Genomic DNA, 18,141 nt, shown 5'->3' on the forward strand with positions numbered 1-18,141 from the left:
GATTATTCTTCAATTACAAGGGAAAATATGTTAAATGATATCAATGTCTTACTTACATTGAATGATTTTAAAACATCTAATATCTATGATAGAAGTTGTTTTGATATTCTTGCACGTAAGGATGATGTTCTCATAATTCTTAAGATCTTCCGTAACATTGATAGTTTAACACAACAACAAGCTGAAGAATTATCAAAAGTAGCAGGTACATTTCTTGCAAATCCTATTATTATAGGTCTTAAATCAAAACATAACTTCCTTGAAGAGGATGTTGTATATGAACGTTATGAACTTCCTGTAATTTCACCACAAACACTATGTAATATTATTGTTAATGAAATTCATCCTGAAATTCTTTCAAAACGTGGTGGATATTATGTTAAAGTTGATGGTAATCTTCTACGTGAGGTTCGTGAAAAAAATAACTTATCACTTAAGGAACTTGCAGATTTAAGTCATGTATCTCGTGAAACTATTTATAAATATGAACAGGGAAATAGTCAAACATATCCTGAGACAATTATGATGCTTGAGGAAATTCTTCAAACAAATCTTGCTGTTGGTATTAATCTTCTATCAACTGCTGATCAATTTAACAAGACTCTTGATGAAGTTATAAAAGAACCACAAGAATTAATTAACCTTGGATATGATGTTAAATCCTCATCAAAAACTCCATTTGATGCTATATCTGAACGTAAGCTTGAAAATGAGAAGTTAAATAAATTAAAAAAGAAGCTTGAAGATACAATTGATGAGGTTGAAAAGATTAAAAAAGAAATTAATAAGAAGACTGTTCGTAACAATATCCTAATTACTAATATGGAACGTCAAAGAAATGAAAAGAAACTCAATGAAATAGCTGAACAAACAAAGGATATTGCACAAATTACACAAAATGAAGCACTCTTTGTTCTTGAAGATAGCAAAGACACAAAAGTTGTTAAAAATATACCCTCTATATATACATGGGAACTAGAAAATATGGATAGTTTTGAAGATTTAAAAAAATTATTAAAAGAAAGAAAACAAGAAGTTGAAGAGTTATGATTTAACACTATTAATAACTTCCATTGTTTCTTCAACTTCAGAAATATTAGCCATACCAACACATACACAATCCAAATAATCAATATCCTTAATAAAATTATATGCTTCAGATGGCATAAGAACACCTGCTGCAAGAGTTCTATTTGCAACTATTTTTTTATCTGAAAACTTACCAATTAAATTCTTAATTAATGCTTTATTGTCATTATTTAGGAAATTACAATCCATCATATAACCATAAAAGTTAAGTGGAAACATTAAAACATCAAAATAATCCATAAGCTCTGAATTTGCAATTAAGTCAAGATGTGTAAATGGCATACGTGTTTCAATACCTGCTGTGAAACCAGCATCTTTTATTAACCTTAGATATTTAATAATTTCATCAAAATTACCTTCTTTTAGGTTATCATCAACAAAGAAACCATCAACAATAACACAACTTGTATCATATTTTGCAAATAACTCCATAGAATAGTCAAAATTTTCAATTGTTGTAAATCCAACACACCTCCATTTTGACCCATTTGCTATTGATATATCAATTGCACATTCAAGTTCATCAGACTTTTGAAGCATAAGAGTGTCAACACCCATAGAATATGCCTTATCTAAAATTTTAGCCACATTTTCTGGCTGTCTTTGAAAGTCAAGTTCATATAACCTGGATCTGTGACCAAATTGTTTTGCAAATAAAAATGGTGAAGTTCCAAATATTACCTCATTAAATGTCATGTGAAAAATATTCCTCCCCTTTATTATATTTTTAAATTTTTTCCATAATATTATATATTAAATTTATAGATTCTCTTAATATATCAAAATTTTTAAATTTCATAAATAAAATTAAAAACAAATATTAGTAAAAATACCTTCCATAGTTCTTAAATATTTAAAATAAAAAAATAGAATATTTATAATAAAAAAAATATAATTATATATATCTTAGTAATAAGGTAATAAAACTAAACTAATATAAATATTTTAAAAAAAATATGATTTTAACTTAATTCAACTTATAAAGGAGAGTTTATATGCAGAAAGTTTTAGTTGCAGATAAGATAAATGAAAAAGGAATAGAAGTACTTGATGGTGTAGCTGAAGTTGTAAACAACCCAGAAATCACACCTGAAGAATTACTAGAAACAATTGATCAATACACAGGAATCATTGTAAGAAGTAGAACAAAAGTAACAAAAGAAGTTATTGACAAAGCAGAAAACTTAAAAATTATTGCAAGAGCAGGAGTTGGAGTAGACAACATCGATGTAAATGCTGCAACAGACAAAGGAATTCTTGTAGTAAATGCACCACAATCCACATCAATTACAGTAGCAGAACATGCAATGGGATTAATCCTATCATTAAGCCGTAAAATTGCAATTGCTGATGCATCAGTAAAAGCAGGTAAATGGGAAAAAAGCAGATTCATGGGAATGGAACTTAGAAACAAAACCCTAGGTGTAATAGGTATGGGAAGAATCGGAAGTCAAGTTGTAAAAAGAGCAAAAGCTTTCGAAATGGATGTAATTGTATACGACCCATACATAACAGAAGACACAGCAAAAGAATTAGGTGTAAGAATTACAACACTTGATGATCTAGTAGAAAATGCTGATGTAATGACAATCCACGTACCACTCACACCAGAAACCAAAGGATTAATATCCAAAGATGAACTTACACGTATGAAAGATCATGCAATAGTAATCAACTGTGCAAGAGGAGGAATCATAAACGAAGAAGACCTCTACGAAGTACTTAAAGAAAGACCAGAACTCAAAGCAGGTCTTGATGTATATGAAAATGAACCACTCGAAGACAGTCCACTTGCAACACTAGATAACGTAGTACTTACACCACACATTGCAGCATCAACAAAAGAAGCACAAAGAGATGCAGCTATCATTGTAGCTAAAGAAGTTAAGGAAGTGATTAATGGTAACAACCCCAGTAACGTACTGAATGTACCCATCGTAGATTCAGAAACCTTACAACAAATCAAACCATACTTCAGCTTAACACAAAAACTTGGACAAATTCTTGTACAAACAGCATCACCAAACATAAAAGAAGTAAAAATCATCTACAGTGGTGAAATTACAGGAAGAGCAAAAGAACCACTTACACGTGAATTATTAAAAGAATTCCTAAACCCAATTCTTACAGAACCAGTTAACTCAATAAATGCAAAATCTGTAGCAAACCAGAGAGGAATCACCATCACAGAAGGTGAAACTGACAAAAACGGTAAATACGATGCTACAATAAAAGTAGATGTAATCACAGAAAATGGTGACGAATTTACAATAGAAGGAACAGTAGAAAACGGTGATGTAAAAGTTATATCAGTAGATGACTACGACATAAACCTTGTAGTAGAAAATCTTATGGCAATCATCAAATATGTAGATCTACCAGGCACAATTGGTAAAATTGGTAAAATCTTAGGAGACTATGAAATTAACATTGGCGAAATGAAAGTTGGTAGAAAAACTGCTGGTGGAGAAGCTGTAATGGTTATTAAAGTTGACCAAGAAATACCAGAAGAAGTTGCAACAAAACTTGAAGAAACAAAAGATATTGAAAGTGTAAAAACACTCAACTTATAAGTTTAACAACAACACCCTAACCTTCCTCTTTTTTTATATTTTTTTTAGGATTAATTTTAATAAATACACATTAAATCTAGTTTTATAAGTAAGATAATTCTCATTAAAGAAAATTTAGTAAAAAAAATAGTAAAATGGGGGTTATTATAAATTGAAAAAATGAATTTTCTCTATTCATTACGCAATTGCTCATTTTCAGCTTTAAGTCTTTTAATGTCCTCTTCCATCTTCTTAATTTCATCTTCTAATTCTTTGGAAGTTTTAGGTTTTGCATCTACTTCATCAACTGGTTTTTGTGCATCTACATCTATAATACCACTAGCATCTGTTGTAGATTCTATTGGCTGTTGTCCTGGTTTCATAACATTAATTGTTATTTCATCAATTTCATCACCAGGTGTTTTATCTGTACGTATTGATACTTCAAGATCATCTCCTGGTTCATATTCTGGTGGTAGTGGTACTTTTTTTGTTATTAATTCTCCGTTAACTTCTAGTTCTAATTCTACTACGTGCTGTTGTTGTTGCATATTATTCACATCCATTGTAATATTGTTATCTATAATATTTTCATTGTTTATATTGTTAGTGTTACTATTACTATATTCTAACTCATTTATACTATTTTCACTTGAATCTATAAAGTTTTGATTTATACTACTTATTTCATCAGATACTTTCTTATTTGCCATTTGAAGATCTTCAATTACTTTATCAATATCACTCATTTGACTATTAGATGTAACTTCATCTTCTTGTTCATCATCTAGTAGTTGTTGTTCATCTTTTTTCATTTCCTCAATAAATTCCTCATCAAAGTAGTCTTCAAATTCAAAATCTTCAAGTTTTCTAATTTCAACATCTTCACCCATATCCACTACTCTATATGGTACAGGATTTCCTGATGGATCATATGAGCCTATTGTATATTCATTATATGGCTGTGCTATAATCATATGGAAATACCCATTTTTTCCAAAAAATTGAAGATCAGCATCAGATGGCATATTACTTGGTCCTGGATGACTATGTACAGATCCCACTGCATCAGTTGAAAGTGGTAGCATAAATACTTGCATCACAGCACTTGTTGATGATGCCTGAAATGGTAGAAATATAAGTCCTTTAATTTTAAGAATCTTCTTTTCTACTTTTCCTGAAAGTAGTGCTACATATTCCTCTGGATCTGCCTGTCTTGCAATATCTATTATTTCATCTATTACTCTTTGATCTATTTGTACTTCATTGAATTTCTTATCATTGCCTAGTAGTTTTGCTAGTGTTTTATTAAAGTCCATTGTCTTTTAATCCTCCAGTTTAGATTTAATGAGTTGTCTTTTTTTTATGTTTTATATTTATTTGATTATAATTTTTCAACTTCTGTGTCTGTATATACTATATTTTTCATTGATATATTCTTTTGTCCAGTTTTAGGATTAATGCCAACACTTTCTTTTTGAATCTTATAAACTGCTATGCCACGCTTATGCCATGTTGGAACATGTGATATGTTAATTCCATTATCATATATTAGATCATTAATTTCACTCTTATTTAATTTATATAGAATTTCTGCTGTATGTTTACTTGAATGATTCATATTTAGTATTGCCTGTGCATAACTATTAAGACAGTTACGCCATGCCTCATTTTGTCTTGCTTTAAAATACTCCCTTATATTATTATATGCCATTATGATACGACAATCAAATGATGGTATTTTAAGGGAATCTATATCTACATCAAATTTATCAGAAGATTGCATTAAATGTTTCATAAATGATGATGAAATAAACGATGCAAATACAGAATCTAGCTTTTCAATACGTCCATTAAATGGTACATCTTCAAGTAGTATGTTTATTTCATCAGAAAATGTATAGATATATCGTGGATTAAACTCTGCCATTAAATCACATGAAACATCAATAAATAAATCACGAAGCCGCACATCAAATGGTTTTTCTAGTTTTAATTGTTTTGTATACTTTGAAAAATAGCGTCCATCAGCACGTAGAATTACAGGCATATTATGGACTGTTTTAAGTGATGAGAATTGTTCATAATCTTTAAAAATAAATAACATCTCCCCTTTTTAGTTTATAGTCTCTCTCTTTTTTTGTTAGAAAATATTATAAAAATAAAAATTAATAAAAAAAAAGTTTTAAAGTAGGTAAAAAAAGTAAAAGAATTTGAAAAATAAAAAAAAATACATATCAATTATTTTTCATTTCCCATTTTTTTCTAATTAAATAATAGATCTTCTATGATCCAACTTGAATAGTTTTTGATAACTTATTAAGAAGACTTGCTGCTGAAAATGCTGCAAGCATACTTGTTTTTGGATTTTCAGGACTACTTACATTAGATGTGATTGTTGTAAGTTCTCCAAATGTTCCTTTAAGATGAATTTCATGAGTATTATTTTCAATCTTTGGATCTGCAATTATTTTAACATCAACATTTATTCCTGATGCTAAACTTAAAGTTGAAGAAACATTAATATTTTTTGGAAATTCATTAACAGCATCTGATGCTTTACCATCAAATAATACAACTTCATCCATACCTTCAACTTCAACAGATAATGATTTTGGAGGTTTACGTGTTGTAAGTGAAATTGATGTTATTTCACCAAGTGTTGCAGCTTTTACTGTGTCAATTCCTGTAATTGCACCTGTTGGTAGATGAATTTTTGAACCACTATTTTCTGCTTTTTGCTCAAGTTGTGATCTGAATTCCTCATCCATTAGTGCTCCAACACTCATTATTATTACATCACAGCCATGATCTATAATGTTTGGCATTAAAGCCCGTACAGCTCCCTGAGATGCTGCTTCCATTATAAGATCACAGTTTTCAATTAAATCATTAATATCTTCTGTTGCTATTGCATCTGCCTTTTTTGCAAGTGATACTGCACTTTCATGATCTATATCATAAAAGTATGCTATATTTACTTCAAGTTTATCTTCTAGTTGGAATTCAACTAATTTTTTGGCAATAGATCCACAACCTATAATACCTATATTCATCAAGTTATTTATTCTCCTTTTACCTAGTTAGGTTTTTGTAATGGTTTTTTTGCCTGTTTTTGTGGCATTGGATTTGCTTTTTGATATGCTGCCTGGTACTGGTTTAGTTTTGCTTGTTCTATGATGATAATGTCACCTACAGCTGAAACAATTTCATATGGAATATCTACAATTTCTTCTGTTACTGCTGCTGTTTGTTCTTCTTCTTCATCACCATCTGGTATAAGTCTCATTGAATTTCTTAGCACATCACGTAATCCAACATTTTTGTTATCTTCTGATATTGCTTTTGTTTTGAAAAATGAAATTCTTCCTTTTTTAATGTTAAGTACTACTTCTTGTACTTTTCCTACATATTTTCCTTCTGTGTTGTAAATTTTTTTATTATAAAATCTAGTTAAGTGTACCATTGATTTCACCCAATTTTGTGATGCTTTTTTTGTGTTATAAAAAAATATTTAATTAGATTTAATATATTCCTTTAAAGTATTTTAATAAACTGATAAAATATTTGTTTAACATATTATATAATTATTTCTTTATAATAAAAAAATTGCTTATTATTTAAGTTATAATATAATAAAAGATAAAAAAAAGAAATTATATAAATTATAATATTATTATTTAAAAATTATTTTTATGTGAGTTAATATAAATGTGGGATACAAGTAAAGATTACAGATTAAAAGTTGCAGAAAAATCAATTGAAGATTTTATAAGAGTTGTTGAAGGAGCAAACCTTAGAGGTTCATGGAATAAAAAACAGGTAAGACTTATTGCAAAAAATATGAATCCTGATATACAAACATTGTATTATTCATATGTCTCACCAGAGGAACTTGCAAAAACACCACAGATGGATAAGTTACTTGCAAGTATTGATGATATTATTGAAAATCTTGGTGGAAAAGATTATGCAAGAAAATTTACCTCAGAACTTAATCGTGAAGAACGTGAAAAGATTGATCTTCCACTTTCTAAGATGAAATTCTTCTTTAATACAATACGTGGACTTCCTGAAAGACTTGCTCTTGGTGAAGTTGATGATCCTGTAATGGGTGTTGATATTAAAGTTGGTGAACTTGTAAGTGTAAGTAAACATCCAAAAACAGACACTCTTATGGTATGTAATGTAAACATTGGAAGTCGTGCTCTTACTGTTATTACAAACGATTTAACAGTACGTGATAATGATCATATTGCTGTTGCTCTTCTTCCACCTACAGCTTTCATGGGTATTGTTAGTGAAGGAATGTTCCTTGGTGCAGGAGAAGGTATTCTTAAAGATGTTGAAGGTGAACTTGGAACTCTTCCACAACATATTGATGTTGCAGCATTAAATGAAACACGTAACATGGTAGATGCATACCTTAAAGACTAAAAAAAGGGGGATAAGTGGAAATTTTATTATATTTCCTCTTTTTTTATTTTTTTAACTACTCCCCCAAAATTGGAAAACTTATTTTATTTTTTAAAGATTTTTTATATGATTATCTAGTTGCATAAATTTTTCATTTAATGAATCTAGATCTGTGCTAAATTCACTACCAAGATCTATTATGTAGTTTTGATACATATTCATCATTATCATTACAACTATGACAATTGCAGATATTAGTAGTATTAATTCAACAGTGCTTTGTGCTTTTATGTCATTTATTATGTTCATGTTATATTCCCCCTAATAGCATGTTTGATATTAATAGTTGTGAAATATAGTAGATTGCTACTGCAGTTGGCAGTATTAGAAAGATGAATTTTATACTTTTTTTATAGTTTGAATACATTACATCTGCAATTAGAAAGCTTACAATTATTGAATGTATTATTATATATCCTATTGATGCTATGGGTATTGAATTTATGAGTGGATTTGTTTTTCCAAGTTGTGCTAGAAATAGGCTGTATAGTTGCATCATTGAAAATGAAAATGGTATTGCTACTGTTGATGCAATTAATAGAAACATTACAGACATCATTACAGCTGCCTTTTTCTCCTTTTTTAGTTGTAGTGTTTGTGTTAAGTCATCTGCTATCATTTCAAGAATTTCAGCCAGGTTTGCTCCTGCATTTCTTGTATGTATTATTATTTCTATTGTATTTTTCAGGTTTTCTGATTTATTACGTTTTGTTATTGATTTTAATGCATCATTGAATGTTTTTCCAAATTGTATTTCTGTTAGTGCTATTTTTATTTCATTATTTAGTGGTCCTGTCATATTTTCTGTTAGTTCATATAATGCTCCTTCAAGTCCTACTCCTACCTTTAGTAGTGATGATATACTTCGAAGATATAAGGGTAAGTCTTCTTCTATTTGATCTTTTATTTTCTCATTTTTATAGATTATATAGTTTATTGTAACTGTTGGTATAGAAATTAGTACAATTAGTGTTATGATGTGTGTCATTTTAAGTATTTCAACAATTATTGCCACTATTGTTGTTGTAGTCATGGTTAGTGTTGTTATTATTATGAAGAATTCTTCAATTTTCAGGTTGAAGTTTGCTAAAATTAGTTGTCTTTGTAGTTGTGATAGTTTTTCATCAGAAAATAGTGCCTTCAAAATATTTTGTGATATTTGAATTAATTTATTATACATAACATTTTTTTTAGTATTATTCTATTTTTTATTATGATAATTTTTAATATTTAATAGTTTTTAATATACAATGTATAATAAATTTAATATTTGATAAAAAAAGGAGAAGTTTGAAAAAAATAAGGGTGAGGATGTAGTGGTGTTTATATTATAATGTGAAGTCAAGCTGTTTTTCAAGTTTTGATGTTAAAACTTCACTGTTTTTAGATACAAGTACATCATCTTCTATTCTTACACCAAATTCTCCTGGTATATAGATACCTGGCTCTACTGTTATAATCATGTTCTCTTTTAGTATATTATCATTATTATATGATATATTTGGCTCTTCATGTATGTCAAGACCAAAGCTGTGTCCTGTTGAATGTATGAAGTATTCACCATATCCATACTCATCTATCACATTACGTGCTGCCATGTCAACATCTGAGCATTTAACTCCCACATCTACTGTATCAATTGCAGCTTTCTGTGCTTCTGCTACTATGTCAAATATTTCCTGTTGACGTTCAGAGTCTATAAATGTACGTGTTATATCACAACAGTAATGATCATATCTTGCACCAAAATCAACTACAATTGGTGTTTCAACTCTTTTTAGTGTTGGTGTTGCATGTGCTGATGCTGAATTTTCACCTGATGCTACAATTGTATCAAATGCTGGATAGTTTGACCCATTAATTGACATATTAAATTCAAGTGTTGCTGCTGCATATTTTTCTGTTGATGTAAAGTCAATTTCTTTTATTGATTTAGATGCTATGTCTATTGATTTTCTAATATTTTCAATTTCAGAATTTGTTTTTATCATTCTCTGTTTTACTATTGCATCTGATGATTTTAGTGATGAAATATCACCAGTTAAGTATTTAAGAAAATTAAAGTCAAGTGTTGATTCAACAGCAATACTGCCAGAGAGCATGTCTTTTATTTCTGATAATTTTCTGATGTCTTCTGTTTTTATCTGTGATTGTTTTTCTGCTTCTGGTTTATCTATACTATTTACATATAATACTGGTTCATCACCTATTACTAGGTATGCAAAGCTTGTTGGATAAAATCCTGATATGTATTTTATATTGTATGGATCATAGATAAACATTGAATCAAATCCACTACTTTTTAGGTTGGTTATTATTTCTTCATTATTTTTATTCATAATTATCAAGTCACATTCTTTAAGTTCTTATATTATATTTATATAAAATCTAGAATTTATTAATACTATTATATTATTATTAAAAAATTAGTTATATTATCTAAATATAATATAATATTAAAAATGAATTATACAATAGAATTTTTCATTTAATTATAATCAATAAGTAAAAAAAAGAAATTATATGGGAGGTGTATGTAGATATGGTTAGTTTTTCAAAAGTTGAAATTAAAGATCTTAGTATTGCAATTGTTGTTATAACACTGCTTTTTGCATACCTATTTTCAGCTGGAGGCTCAGTTGGTGGATTAATAATTCTTATACCTTTATCATTTATTACAGTTGGTATTAGTTTTATTTTACATGAACTTGCACATAAATTTACAGCACAAAAGTATGGATTTTTTGCAGAATTTAGAAAATGGAATATGGGACTTGTAATTGCTGTTATTTCATCACTTTTTGGATTTGTATTTCTTGCACCAGGTGCTGTTTATATAACATCATATATGCGTGAAATTACAGATAAAGAAAATGGTATAATATCACTTGCAGGACCTGTTGTTAACATAATTCTTGCCGGAATATTTTATGTAATATCTGTTGCTATTAATCCTATAGCTCAAACATCTATATGGCTTATGTATCTAGCACTTATTTGTTCAATAGGATTTAATGTTAATAGTTTCCTTGCATTTTTCAATCTTCTTCCAATACCACCATTTGATGGATCAAAAGTTTTCAAATGGAATAAAATCATATGGATTATTGCAATAGGAGTATCAGTAATATTAATGCTAAATCGATTTATATAACATTAAATAAATTCTTCACCTTTTTTTTATTACTTTTTTTAAGATCTATTCTAATTTAATTTAAATATGACTTATTTTTCATTTGATTCATTATATATTATCTTTAATTAATATTTTAAGAGTTTTATTTCAAAAAATTAAATAAAAAGATAAAATAATTAGTAAAATATAAAAAAAATCTAATTAATATATATACTAAGTTAAAGAATAAAAATATTAATTTAATACAAAAAATATGAAAATAAATTCCTAACCACCAAACTAATTTAGAAAAATATAAAATATAAAATTTTAAAGAGTAGATAACTATGATTAAAGTTTCAATTATACTTCCAATATATGATAATAAAAGTATAAACAAAACATTTGAAAGTATAATTAATCAAAAAATTACAGATATCGAAGTTATATGTATTCTAGCTGATACTACAAATACTACAGCTGAGAAATACTCACAAAAATATGATTTTATCAAACTATATGAAGAAAACATAAAGCAACAATCAACTATACGAAACTATGGAATTGAAATTGCAAAGGGTGAATATGTAGCATTTATTGATGAGGACACTATATTAGTTGATGAAACATCACTTGATAAGATGTTTCTCTTTGGATATGCAAACGATGCAAACATAGTATGTGGAAATATTAAAACACGACAAGATAATGAGAAAATAGTAAGATATGAAAATAAAGATATACAATTTGATTATTTCCTAACTAAACCACGTGAAAATAGTATTCCAACACTATTTATGAGATACATATATAAAAGAAGTTTTTTAATTGAAAATAATATAAAATTTAGAAATAATATCTCAATTACAGATCCACAATTTCTCATTGAAGTTCTAATAAATGTAGAAAATGTATACAATGTAAATACAAACTACCAATTTGTACGATATAATGACTTAGAACTTAGTTCATATGAAGAAAAATATGAATTTATTAAAATATCAAAAGACTGCTATGACATGCTAGATGATGCAGGCTTTAGTGAAATGGCAGAGAAATTAATGGATTTTATCATGTACTATATTAGATATAAAAAAAATAGTTTGGAAATGCGTCAAGTTATAAATGAAGTATTTGATGATAAAGATCATTACTTTAAAAATAAGACTGATAAACTATTAATTGAACTTGTTGGACAAAAACAACTAAATAAGTATAGTGAAATTAAAAAGCAGATGATAAATGAAACATTAACATCAGATAACTTCATAGACTATGAAACACTACGTGAATATAATACATGTGAAGAAGATATCAATGAAAAATTCAACAAAGAAGATGTAAAAAAAGCATCAAAACTTGCAATAAAAACCATAAAAACGATGTAAAAGACGAAATAGAACAATAGAAATAGAAAAGAGGAGTTGAAATTATGGCTAAGGTTTCAATAATAATGCCAGTACTTAATGCAGAAAAATACATAGATACAGCATTTGAAAGTATACTCTGCCAGAAACTATCAAATATAGAAGTTATATGTATTGATGCAGGATCATCTGATACATCATTTAATATACTTCAGAAATATTCAAAACAATACAACAACATTGAAGTTTATCAAATGCCTGATATGCACTTTGGAAAAATAATGAATCATGCAATACGTCGTGCAACAGGTAAATATATTGCATTTTTTGATGTTGCAAATGGATTTGTTGATGATGAATCACTTAAGTTAATGTATGATGAAGCAAAATCTCAAGATGCTGATGTGATGTGTGGAAATCTTCTTAAAATATCAAAAAGTGGAACACAAGGATATGCAAGTCGTATTGTAAAGATAAGATATTTTGAAAGAAAAGATACTCTTGAACCAGCAGAATATGGACTTCCATATGCATTTCATAAAAACATATACAAAAAAGACTTCTTAATTGAAAATAACCTGGAATTTCCAGACATAGTATATTATGATGATCCACTATTTATGGCAAAGATACTTAGTAAAGTTAATGAATTACATGTAATAGATGCAAATCTATATAATTTCAAGCCAAGAATTCAATATAAAGATATGCAAACATACAAACAACAATATGCATATACTCAAAACTTCAAAGATACACTAGATACTCTTATAGATGCAGGTTTTGAAAGTATGGTTAGAGACTATCGTAAAGAAATGATAGAACATATTAAGTTTGAAGACAATATTGAAGATGAAACACTAAAAACTATTATATGTGATGTATTTGGTGATGTTGATAAATACTTCAAGGATGATGATGAAAAATATGTTATTGATCTTCTCCTAAATGATGATGTAGATGAAGATGATGAATATTATTCTATGAAAAAAGAGTTATATGATGATATTTTAAATAGTGATGAACTAGACTTTGATATGCTACATAAATTTATTAAATGTGAAGATAAATACACACAAGATGAAGTTCAAAAAACATCATATAAACTACAAAAACAGGTAATAAAAGATATTAATAATGAAGAAGATCATCTTAGATATGAAAATATGAAGCTTGATGAATATATAAAACTTCAAGATGACATTAAAAGACAGATAATGGATTCAAAAAATACTAAAGCTATAGAACTTCTTGATGAAAAACAATTATAAATTTGGGATGTGATGATGAAATGATTAAAGTCTCAGTTATAATTCCAGTATATAATGTTGAGAAGTTTCTCAGAGACTGTATAGAAAGTGTTATTAATCAAACACTCAGTGATATTGAAATAATATGTATAAATGATGGATCACCAGATAATTCAATTGACATACTAAATGAATATGCATCAATAGATCCGCGAATTACAGTGATAAGTCAGGAAAATCGTGGACTTTCAGTTGCAAGAAATAGGGGAATGAGGTTAGCTAAGGGAAAATATCTCTACTTTATAGACTCTGATGATAAACTCTTAGATCCTGATGCACTTGAAGTATTATATACAAAAGCAGAAGAGAAAAATACAGATATTTTAATTGCAACTAGTGTGTATTATAGTCAGCTAACAGGTAAATATGAAAGAAGACCTGTACATACACAAGTAGATAAGCTTGCAGAAGAATTTGGTGATAGAGTATTTAATTATCATGACCTGGATAAATATCTCTTCTATATTCCTGTAACAATATGGGATAAACTTTATAGGCGTAGTTTTCTCATAGATAATAATATCTTTTTTATTGAAGGATTAATATTTGAAGATAACCCATTTCTCTTTGAAACTATGCTTAAAGCTCAAAGAGTATGTGTACTTAACAGGCCAATATATCAATATAATATTGAAATTCCTAAGACATTATCAAATGCTGATGATTTAAGACTTCTTGATATGATACAAATAAATGACATGTTAATTGATATGTTTAAAGAACATGGAGCTTATAGAAAATATGAAAAAGAGTTAATTCAACGTAAAATTAGCATGGCATATAAACGAATCTTATCAATACAAGATGAATATAAGGAAATAATCTTTCAAAAGGTACATGAAAGCTTCTTTAAATTATTTAATGATGAAAAATCATACAATAATATTCGACAAATTATAGACTATTCACATGCTAAGATGTTTGAACAGGTAATAATATCTGATAACTACAGGGAATTTAAGTTAATTCATGATGCACAAGAAAATGAGAATGTAAATCGTAAAGAAAGAAAATACATGCTAAATACAATAATTAATGAAGAAGTGGGAAATCTTAAAAACCTACCAAAATCTCTACAACAGTATCATTATAACAAGATACGAAACTTCATAAAAGTACAACTAGAAGATGCATATAACTTCAGACGATTTAAAAACATACTATCAAATAAAAATAAGATGACAGTAAAGAAGATCATTATATGTGCTAGCTATGATGAATACTTACAACTTGAAGAAATACAGAAAAACAACAATAAAAATAAGACAGAAACAGAAGAACTTAAAAAGCAAGAAGATAATATCATCAAATTCTATATGAATTTAGAAGAAAATATCAGCACACTTCTTTATGATAGAGAAAAATTCAATACATACATACAAGGGTCACATTACACAAAAGAAGAAACATTTGAAAGAATTCTACTACCATCAAGATATAATGAACTTAAATTAATAGCAAACATAAATGAAATAATTAATGAAATAAGATATGAAGTTCTAAATAAGATGATAGATGAAGAAATAGAAAAACTAGAAGATATGAACAGTGATGAATCTAACAACTACTACATACAGATGAGAAACTTCATAAAAACACAGACAAAAGATAAAGAAAAATTTAACAGATACATAAAACTACTAAATAATAAAAATAAGAAGATTGTTAAAAAATTCACACTATGCTATAATTACTCAGAATATAAAAAGATAGATTCAATTAAAAAATCAGAAAAACAAAGACAATACCTTGAGTTTTTATGTGATAATAAAAATGAAATAACACAACAATTCTTCAATACATTAAAAGCAAATCTTCAGGAAATTTTAGAAGATAAAGATGAATTTGAAAAACTAATAGAATCTCTAGATTACACTACACATAAGATAATAGAACAAATATTAATTGCATCAAATGCTACTGAATTCTATAAAATACGAAAAACATACAATATGAAGATGAAAAGTGAAAATAACTAATCTTCACTCTTATTTTTTTATGAAATTAAGTTATATTAAAAAATATAATTTAAAATGCTTTTTTTCTAAATTAATAATCTAAAGTAAAGTTTAATATTTTATTTTAACATAAATATAAAACATAAAATAGAATACTATAAAAAATTCGAAAATAGGAAAAAATATGGTTAAAATTTCAATTATAATGACAATAAACAATACTGAATACTTAGTTGAAAGAACAGTTGAAAGTATTATTAAACAGACAATAAAGGATATTGAAGTTATATGTGTTGATTGTAACTCTGATAGTGGAGTACTTAGAAGACTTAGTGAAGAGTATGATTTCATTAAAGTATTTAGAACAACAGAAATATCACAATCTGAAGCAAGAAACTATGGATTATCAAAAGCAAACGGTGAATATGTAGCATTTATCAATTCTAAAGATCAATACATGGATGAAAATGCACTTGAGAAAATGTACATGTATGCACATAAAAATGATGCAGATATGGTATGTGGAAATATTCAAGTTATAAAACAGGATGGATCAGTGGATAAATCATATGATAGAAAATCTTCTAAATTTAACTATTTCCTTAAAAAGGATGTTCTTGAACCTGTAGAGTATGGAACTCCTGAAATATTTAATAAAAATATTTACAAAAGAAGTTTCCTCACCCAGAATGGATTTGAATTTTCAAATGACATAACATTTGATGATCCTATTTTTATGGCAAAAGTACTTACTAATATCCGTGATCTTTATGTTATAAACACAGACTTCTATGGACTTAACAACAATATTGATCTTATTGATACATATGATAAGAAATATGAATATATCAAACAATTTAAAGAAGTATTTGACATACTATCTGATGCTGAATTTGAAAGTCCACTTGCAAGTTATAAGAAGGAATTTATCAATATAATTGAATATAAAAATAATCTTAAAGATGAAGAAATTAGTGAAATTACAACTAACTTATTTACAGATGCAGAAGAATACTTCAAAGATGAAGAAGACCGCTTCATAATAGAACTTCTTAAAAATTCAAAAGTAGATAGTGACTTTGATGAATTCAGTAATCTTAAAAAGGAAATGTTTGAAGAAACATTAACATCTGATAACTTCATAGGCTATGATCAACTATATAATTACATTAAATGTAAAGAACAATTAAAACAGAAACATGATAATGTTGAAATTAAAAAAGCATCATACATGGCATTGAAAGATATTTCAAATGAAGTATTAGATGAAAGAGAAATATTAAATGAGAAAAATAAGAAAATGGATAAAGATATTGCATCACGTAAACATGTGAAAAATGAGATATTATCATCAAATAGCTGGAAAATCACTTCAATTCTAAGAAAAATAAGAAACTTATAGAGGGTGTAGGAATGGTTAAAGTATCAGTTGTTATACCTGTATATAATGTAGAAAACTATCTACGTGATTGTCTTGACAGTATTGTCAATCAAACACTTGATGATATTGAAATAATATGTATTGATGATGGATCACCTGATAATTCTATTGATATTCTCAATGAATATGCAGCAAAAGATAAACGTATGACTGTAATACGCCAGCCTAATGGTGGTCATGCTGTTGCTACAAATCGTGGAATGAACATGGCAAAAGGTAAATATCTTTTCTTAATGGATTCAGATGACATTCTTGATATTCATGCTCTTGAACATGCATATGAAAAGGCAGAAGAGAAAAATGTTGACTTTGTACTATTTAAGGCAATAAACTATGATGATCCAACAGATTCATACTATGAAACAGAAGTATATTCAATGGATAAGATTGCAAAAAAAAGTAGGAGAAAATGTATTTAACTATAAAGACATTGGAAGTTTAATGTTTGAAGCTAGTATAACTCCATGGAGTAAATTATATAATCATGAATTTATAATGAACAATAATATTCGCTTCCCAGAGGGTCTTATATTTGAAGATAATGTATTCTTTTATGATGCACTATTTTGTGCAAAAAGAATCTACTTCCTTAAGGAGTTTCTCTTTATACGTCGTTGGTATGCAACATCATCAACAAAAGCGGGAGATCTACGTTTCCTAAATTCAATTGATGTTATAAATCTCATGATTAAAGTATTTAAAAAACATGGAGAATATGAAAACTATAAAAAAGAACTCTACAATATTTAATTCATTAAATAGGTTATTTTTGAAAAAATAAATATAAATATATTATTTTATAAAATTAAATATTAGTATAATAATAAATAAAA

18 protein-coding genes are annotated in these 18,141 nt (G+C 27.5%); 10 read left to right on the forward strand and 8 right to left on the reverse strand.

Annotated features, from left to right (window positions below):
- Window positions 1-27 precede the first annotated feature (27 nt).
- On the forward strand, window positions 28-1,050 hold the full coding sequence (locus tag MRZ80_RS03985; protein ID WP_292536362.1) for a transcriptional regulator: 1,023 nt from the start codon (window positions 28-30) through the stop codon (window positions 1,048-1,050).
- Here MRZ80_RS03985 and MRZ80_RS03990 read toward each other — a convergent pair.
- Window positions 1,045-1,785: a hypothetical protein gene (locus MRZ80_RS03990; protein ID WP_292536364.1), complete on the reverse strand. Its 741-nt coding sequence runs from the start codon at window positions 1,783-1,785 to the stop codon at window positions 1,045-1,047. The two genes, MRZ80_RS03985 and MRZ80_RS03990, sit on opposite strands and share 6 nt — an antisense overlap.
- 299 nt (window positions 1,786-2,084) lie before the next feature.
- Between MRZ80_RS03990 and serA the strand changes: the two genes are divergently transcribed.
- The gene (gene serA, locus MRZ80_RS03995; RefSeq protein ID WP_292536367.1) at window positions 2,085-3,662 is read left to right on the forward strand and encodes a phosphoglycerate dehydrogenase; all 1,578 of its coding nucleotides are present in this window, start codon (window positions 2,085-2,087) and stop codon (window positions 3,660-3,662) included.
- Window positions 3,663-3,832: 170 nt separating this feature from the next.
- On the opposite strand, the gene MRZ80_RS04000 is transcribed toward serA, so the two are convergent.
- The 4 genes from MRZ80_RS04000 to MRZ80_RS04015 all read right to left on the reverse strand — a co-directional run bounded on the left by MRZ80_RS04000 (window position 3,833) and on the right by MRZ80_RS04015 (window position 7,107).
- Window positions 3,833-4,960, reverse strand: a complete 1,128-nt coding sequence (locus tag MRZ80_RS04000; RefSeq protein ID WP_292536369.1) for a Mov34/MPN/PAD-1 family protein — start codon at window positions 4,958-4,960, stop codon at window positions 3,833-3,835.
- A gap of 65 nt (window positions 4,961-5,025) precedes the next feature.
- Window positions 5,026-5,748: a tRNA(His) guanylyltransferase Thg1 family protein gene (locus MRZ80_RS04005; protein ID WP_292536373.1), complete on the reverse strand. Its 723-nt coding sequence runs from the start codon at window positions 5,746-5,748 to the stop codon at window positions 5,026-5,028.
- A 178-nt stretch (window positions 5,749-5,926) separates the two neighbouring features.
- Window positions 5,927-6,697: an aspartate dehydrogenase gene (locus MRZ80_RS04010; RefSeq protein ID WP_292536934.1), complete on the reverse strand. Its 771-nt coding sequence runs from the start codon at window positions 6,695-6,697 to the stop codon at window positions 5,927-5,929.
- Between the two features lie 23 nt (window positions 6,698-6,720).
- Complete coding sequence (locus tag MRZ80_RS04015) at window positions 6,721-7,107, reverse strand: PRC-barrel domain-containing protein (protein ID WP_292536375.1); 387 nt, start codon at window positions 7,105-7,107, stop codon at window positions 6,721-6,723.
- A 245-nt stretch (window positions 7,108-7,352) separates the two neighbouring features.
- On the opposite strand from MRZ80_RS04015, the gene MRZ80_RS04020 reads away from it, so the two are divergent.
- A complete protein-coding gene (locus MRZ80_RS04020; protein WP_292536377.1) occupies window positions 7,353-8,078 on the forward strand; it encodes a tRNA-binding protein in 726 nt (241 codons plus the stop codon).
- Between the two features lie 90 nt (window positions 8,079-8,168).
- Here MRZ80_RS04020 and MRZ80_RS04025 read toward each other — a convergent pair whose 3' ends face one another.
- The 3 genes from MRZ80_RS04025 to MRZ80_RS04035 form a co-directional block, all read right to left on the reverse strand.
- The gene (locus MRZ80_RS04025; protein ID WP_292536379.1) at window positions 8,169-8,366 is read right to left on the reverse strand and encodes a class III signal peptide-containing protein; all 198 of its coding nucleotides are present in this window, start codon (window positions 8,364-8,366) and stop codon (window positions 8,169-8,171) included.
- Window position 8,367: 1 nt separating this feature from the next.
- A complete protein-coding gene (locus MRZ80_RS04030) occupies window positions 8,368-9,261 on the reverse strand; it encodes a type II secretion system F family protein (protein ID WP_292536381.1) in 894 nt (297 codons plus the stop codon).
- 184 nt (window positions 9,262-9,445) lie between these two features.
- Window positions 9,446-10,456, reverse strand: a complete 1,011-nt coding sequence (locus MRZ80_RS04035) for an aminopeptidase P family protein (protein WP_292536382.1) — start codon at window positions 10,454-10,456, stop codon at window positions 9,446-9,448.
- 203 nt (window positions 10,457-10,659) lie between these two features.
- Here MRZ80_RS04035 and MRZ80_RS04040 point away from each other — a divergent pair, with 203 nt between their 5' ends.
- The 7 genes from MRZ80_RS04040 (at window position 10,660) to MRZ80_RS04070 (ending at window position 18,058) form a co-directional block, all read left to right on the forward strand.
- Window positions 10,660-11,271: a site-2 protease family protein gene (locus MRZ80_RS04040; protein ID WP_292536383.1), complete on the forward strand. Its 612-nt coding sequence runs from the start codon at window positions 10,660-10,662 to the stop codon at window positions 11,269-11,271.
- Window positions 11,272-11,579: 308 nt separating this feature from the next.
- Window positions 11,580-12,620 carry a glycosyltransferase family 2 protein gene (locus MRZ80_RS04045; RefSeq protein ID WP_292536385.1) on the forward strand — a complete coding sequence of 347 codons (1,041 nt, stop codon included), beginning with the start codon at window positions 11,580-11,582 and terminating at the stop codon, window positions 12,618-12,620.
- 44 nt (window positions 12,621-12,664) lie between these two features.
- Window positions 12,665-13,870, forward strand: coding sequence for a glycosyltransferase family 2 protein (locus MRZ80_RS04050; protein ID WP_292536387.1), 1,206 nt, complete (start codon window positions 12,665-12,667; stop codon window positions 13,868-13,870).
- 20 nt (window positions 13,871-13,890) lie between these two features.
- Complete coding sequence (locus MRZ80_RS04055; RefSeq protein ID WP_292536389.1) at window positions 13,891-15,888, forward strand: glycosyltransferase; 1,998 nt, start codon at window positions 13,891-13,893, stop codon at window positions 15,886-15,888.
- A 163-nt stretch (window positions 15,889-16,051) separates the two neighbouring features.
- Window positions 16,052-17,269, forward strand: coding sequence for a glycosyltransferase family 2 protein (locus MRZ80_RS04060; protein ID WP_292536392.1), 1,218 nt, complete (start codon window positions 16,052-16,054; stop codon window positions 17,267-17,269).
- An 11-nt stretch (window positions 17,270-17,280) separates the two neighbouring features.
- Complete coding sequence (locus MRZ80_RS04065; RefSeq protein WP_292536394.1) at window positions 17,281-17,727, forward strand: glycosyltransferase family 2 protein; 447 nt, start codon at window positions 17,281-17,283, stop codon at window positions 17,725-17,727.
- 22 nt (window positions 17,728-17,749) lie between these two features.
- Complete coding sequence (locus MRZ80_RS04070) at window positions 17,750-18,058, forward strand: hypothetical protein (RefSeq protein WP_292536397.1); 309 nt, start codon at window positions 17,750-17,752, stop codon at window positions 18,056-18,058.
- The last annotated feature ends 83 nt before the right edge of the window (window positions 18,059-18,141 follow it).

Origin of the sequence: Methanosphaera sp., from assembly GCF_022768985.1 — an archaeon.
Lineage (GTDB): Archaea > Methanobacteriota > Methanobacteria > Methanobacteriales > Methanobacteriaceae > Methanosphaera.

Excerpts from the sequence above, each read along its gene's own strand:
- MRZ80_RS03985 (WP_292536362.1), top strand. The coding sequence starts at position 28 with ATGTTAAATGATATCAATGTCTTACTTACATTGAATGATTTTAAAACA.
- MRZ80_RS03990 (WP_292536364.1), bottom strand. The coding sequence starts at position 1,785 with ATGACATTTAATGAGGTAATATTTGGAACTTCACCATTTTTATTTGCA.
- serA (WP_292536367.1), top strand. The coding sequence starts at position 2,085 with ATGCAGAAAGTTTTAGTTGCAGATAAGATAAATGAAAAAGGAATAGAA.
- MRZ80_RS04000 (WP_292536369.1), bottom strand. The coding sequence starts at position 4,960 with ATGGACTTTAATAAAACACTAGCAAAACTACTAGGCAATGATAAGAAA.
- MRZ80_RS04005 (WP_292536373.1), bottom strand. The coding sequence starts at position 5,748 with ATGTTATTTATTTTTAAAGATTATGAACAATTCTCATCACTTAAAACA.
- MRZ80_RS04010 (WP_292536934.1), bottom strand. The coding sequence starts at position 6,697 with ATGAATATAGGTATTATAGGTTGTGGATCTATTGCCAAAAAATTAGTT.
- MRZ80_RS04015 (WP_292536375.1), bottom strand. The coding sequence starts at position 7,107 with ATGGTACACTTAACTAGATTTTATAATAAAAAAATTTACAACACAGAA.
- MRZ80_RS04020 (WP_292536377.1), top strand. The coding sequence starts at position 7,353 with ATGTGGGATACAAGTAAAGATTACAGATTAAAAGTTGCAGAAAAATCA.
- MRZ80_RS04025 (WP_292536379.1), bottom strand. The coding sequence starts at position 8,366 with ATGAACATAATAAATGACATAAAAGCACAAAGCACTGTTGAATTAATA.
- MRZ80_RS04035 (WP_292536382.1), bottom strand. The coding sequence starts at position 10,456 with ATGAATAAAAATAATGAAGAAATAATAACCAACCTAAAAAGTAGTGGA.
- MRZ80_RS04040 (WP_292536383.1), top strand. The coding sequence starts at position 10,660 with ATGGTTAGTTTTTCAAAAGTTGAAATTAAAGATCTTAGTATTGCAATT.
- MRZ80_RS04045 (WP_292536385.1), top strand. The coding sequence starts at position 11,580 with ATGATTAAAGTTTCAATTATACTTCCAATATATGATAATAAAAGTATA.
- MRZ80_RS04050 (WP_292536387.1), top strand. The coding sequence starts at position 12,665 with ATGGCTAAGGTTTCAATAATAATGCCAGTACTTAATGCAGAAAAATAC.
- MRZ80_RS04055 (WP_292536389.1), top strand. The coding sequence starts at position 13,891 with ATGATTAAAGTCTCAGTTATAATTCCAGTATATAATGTTGAGAAGTTT.
- MRZ80_RS04060 (WP_292536392.1), top strand. The coding sequence starts at position 16,052 with ATGGTTAAAATTTCAATTATAATGACAATAAACAATACTGAATACTTA.
- MRZ80_RS04065 (WP_292536394.1), top strand. The coding sequence starts at position 17,281 with ATGGTTAAAGTATCAGTTGTTATACCTGTATATAATGTAGAAAACTAT.
- MRZ80_RS04070 (WP_292536397.1), top strand. The coding sequence starts at position 17,750 with ATGTTTGAAGCTAGTATAACTCCATGGAGTAAATTATATAATCATGAA.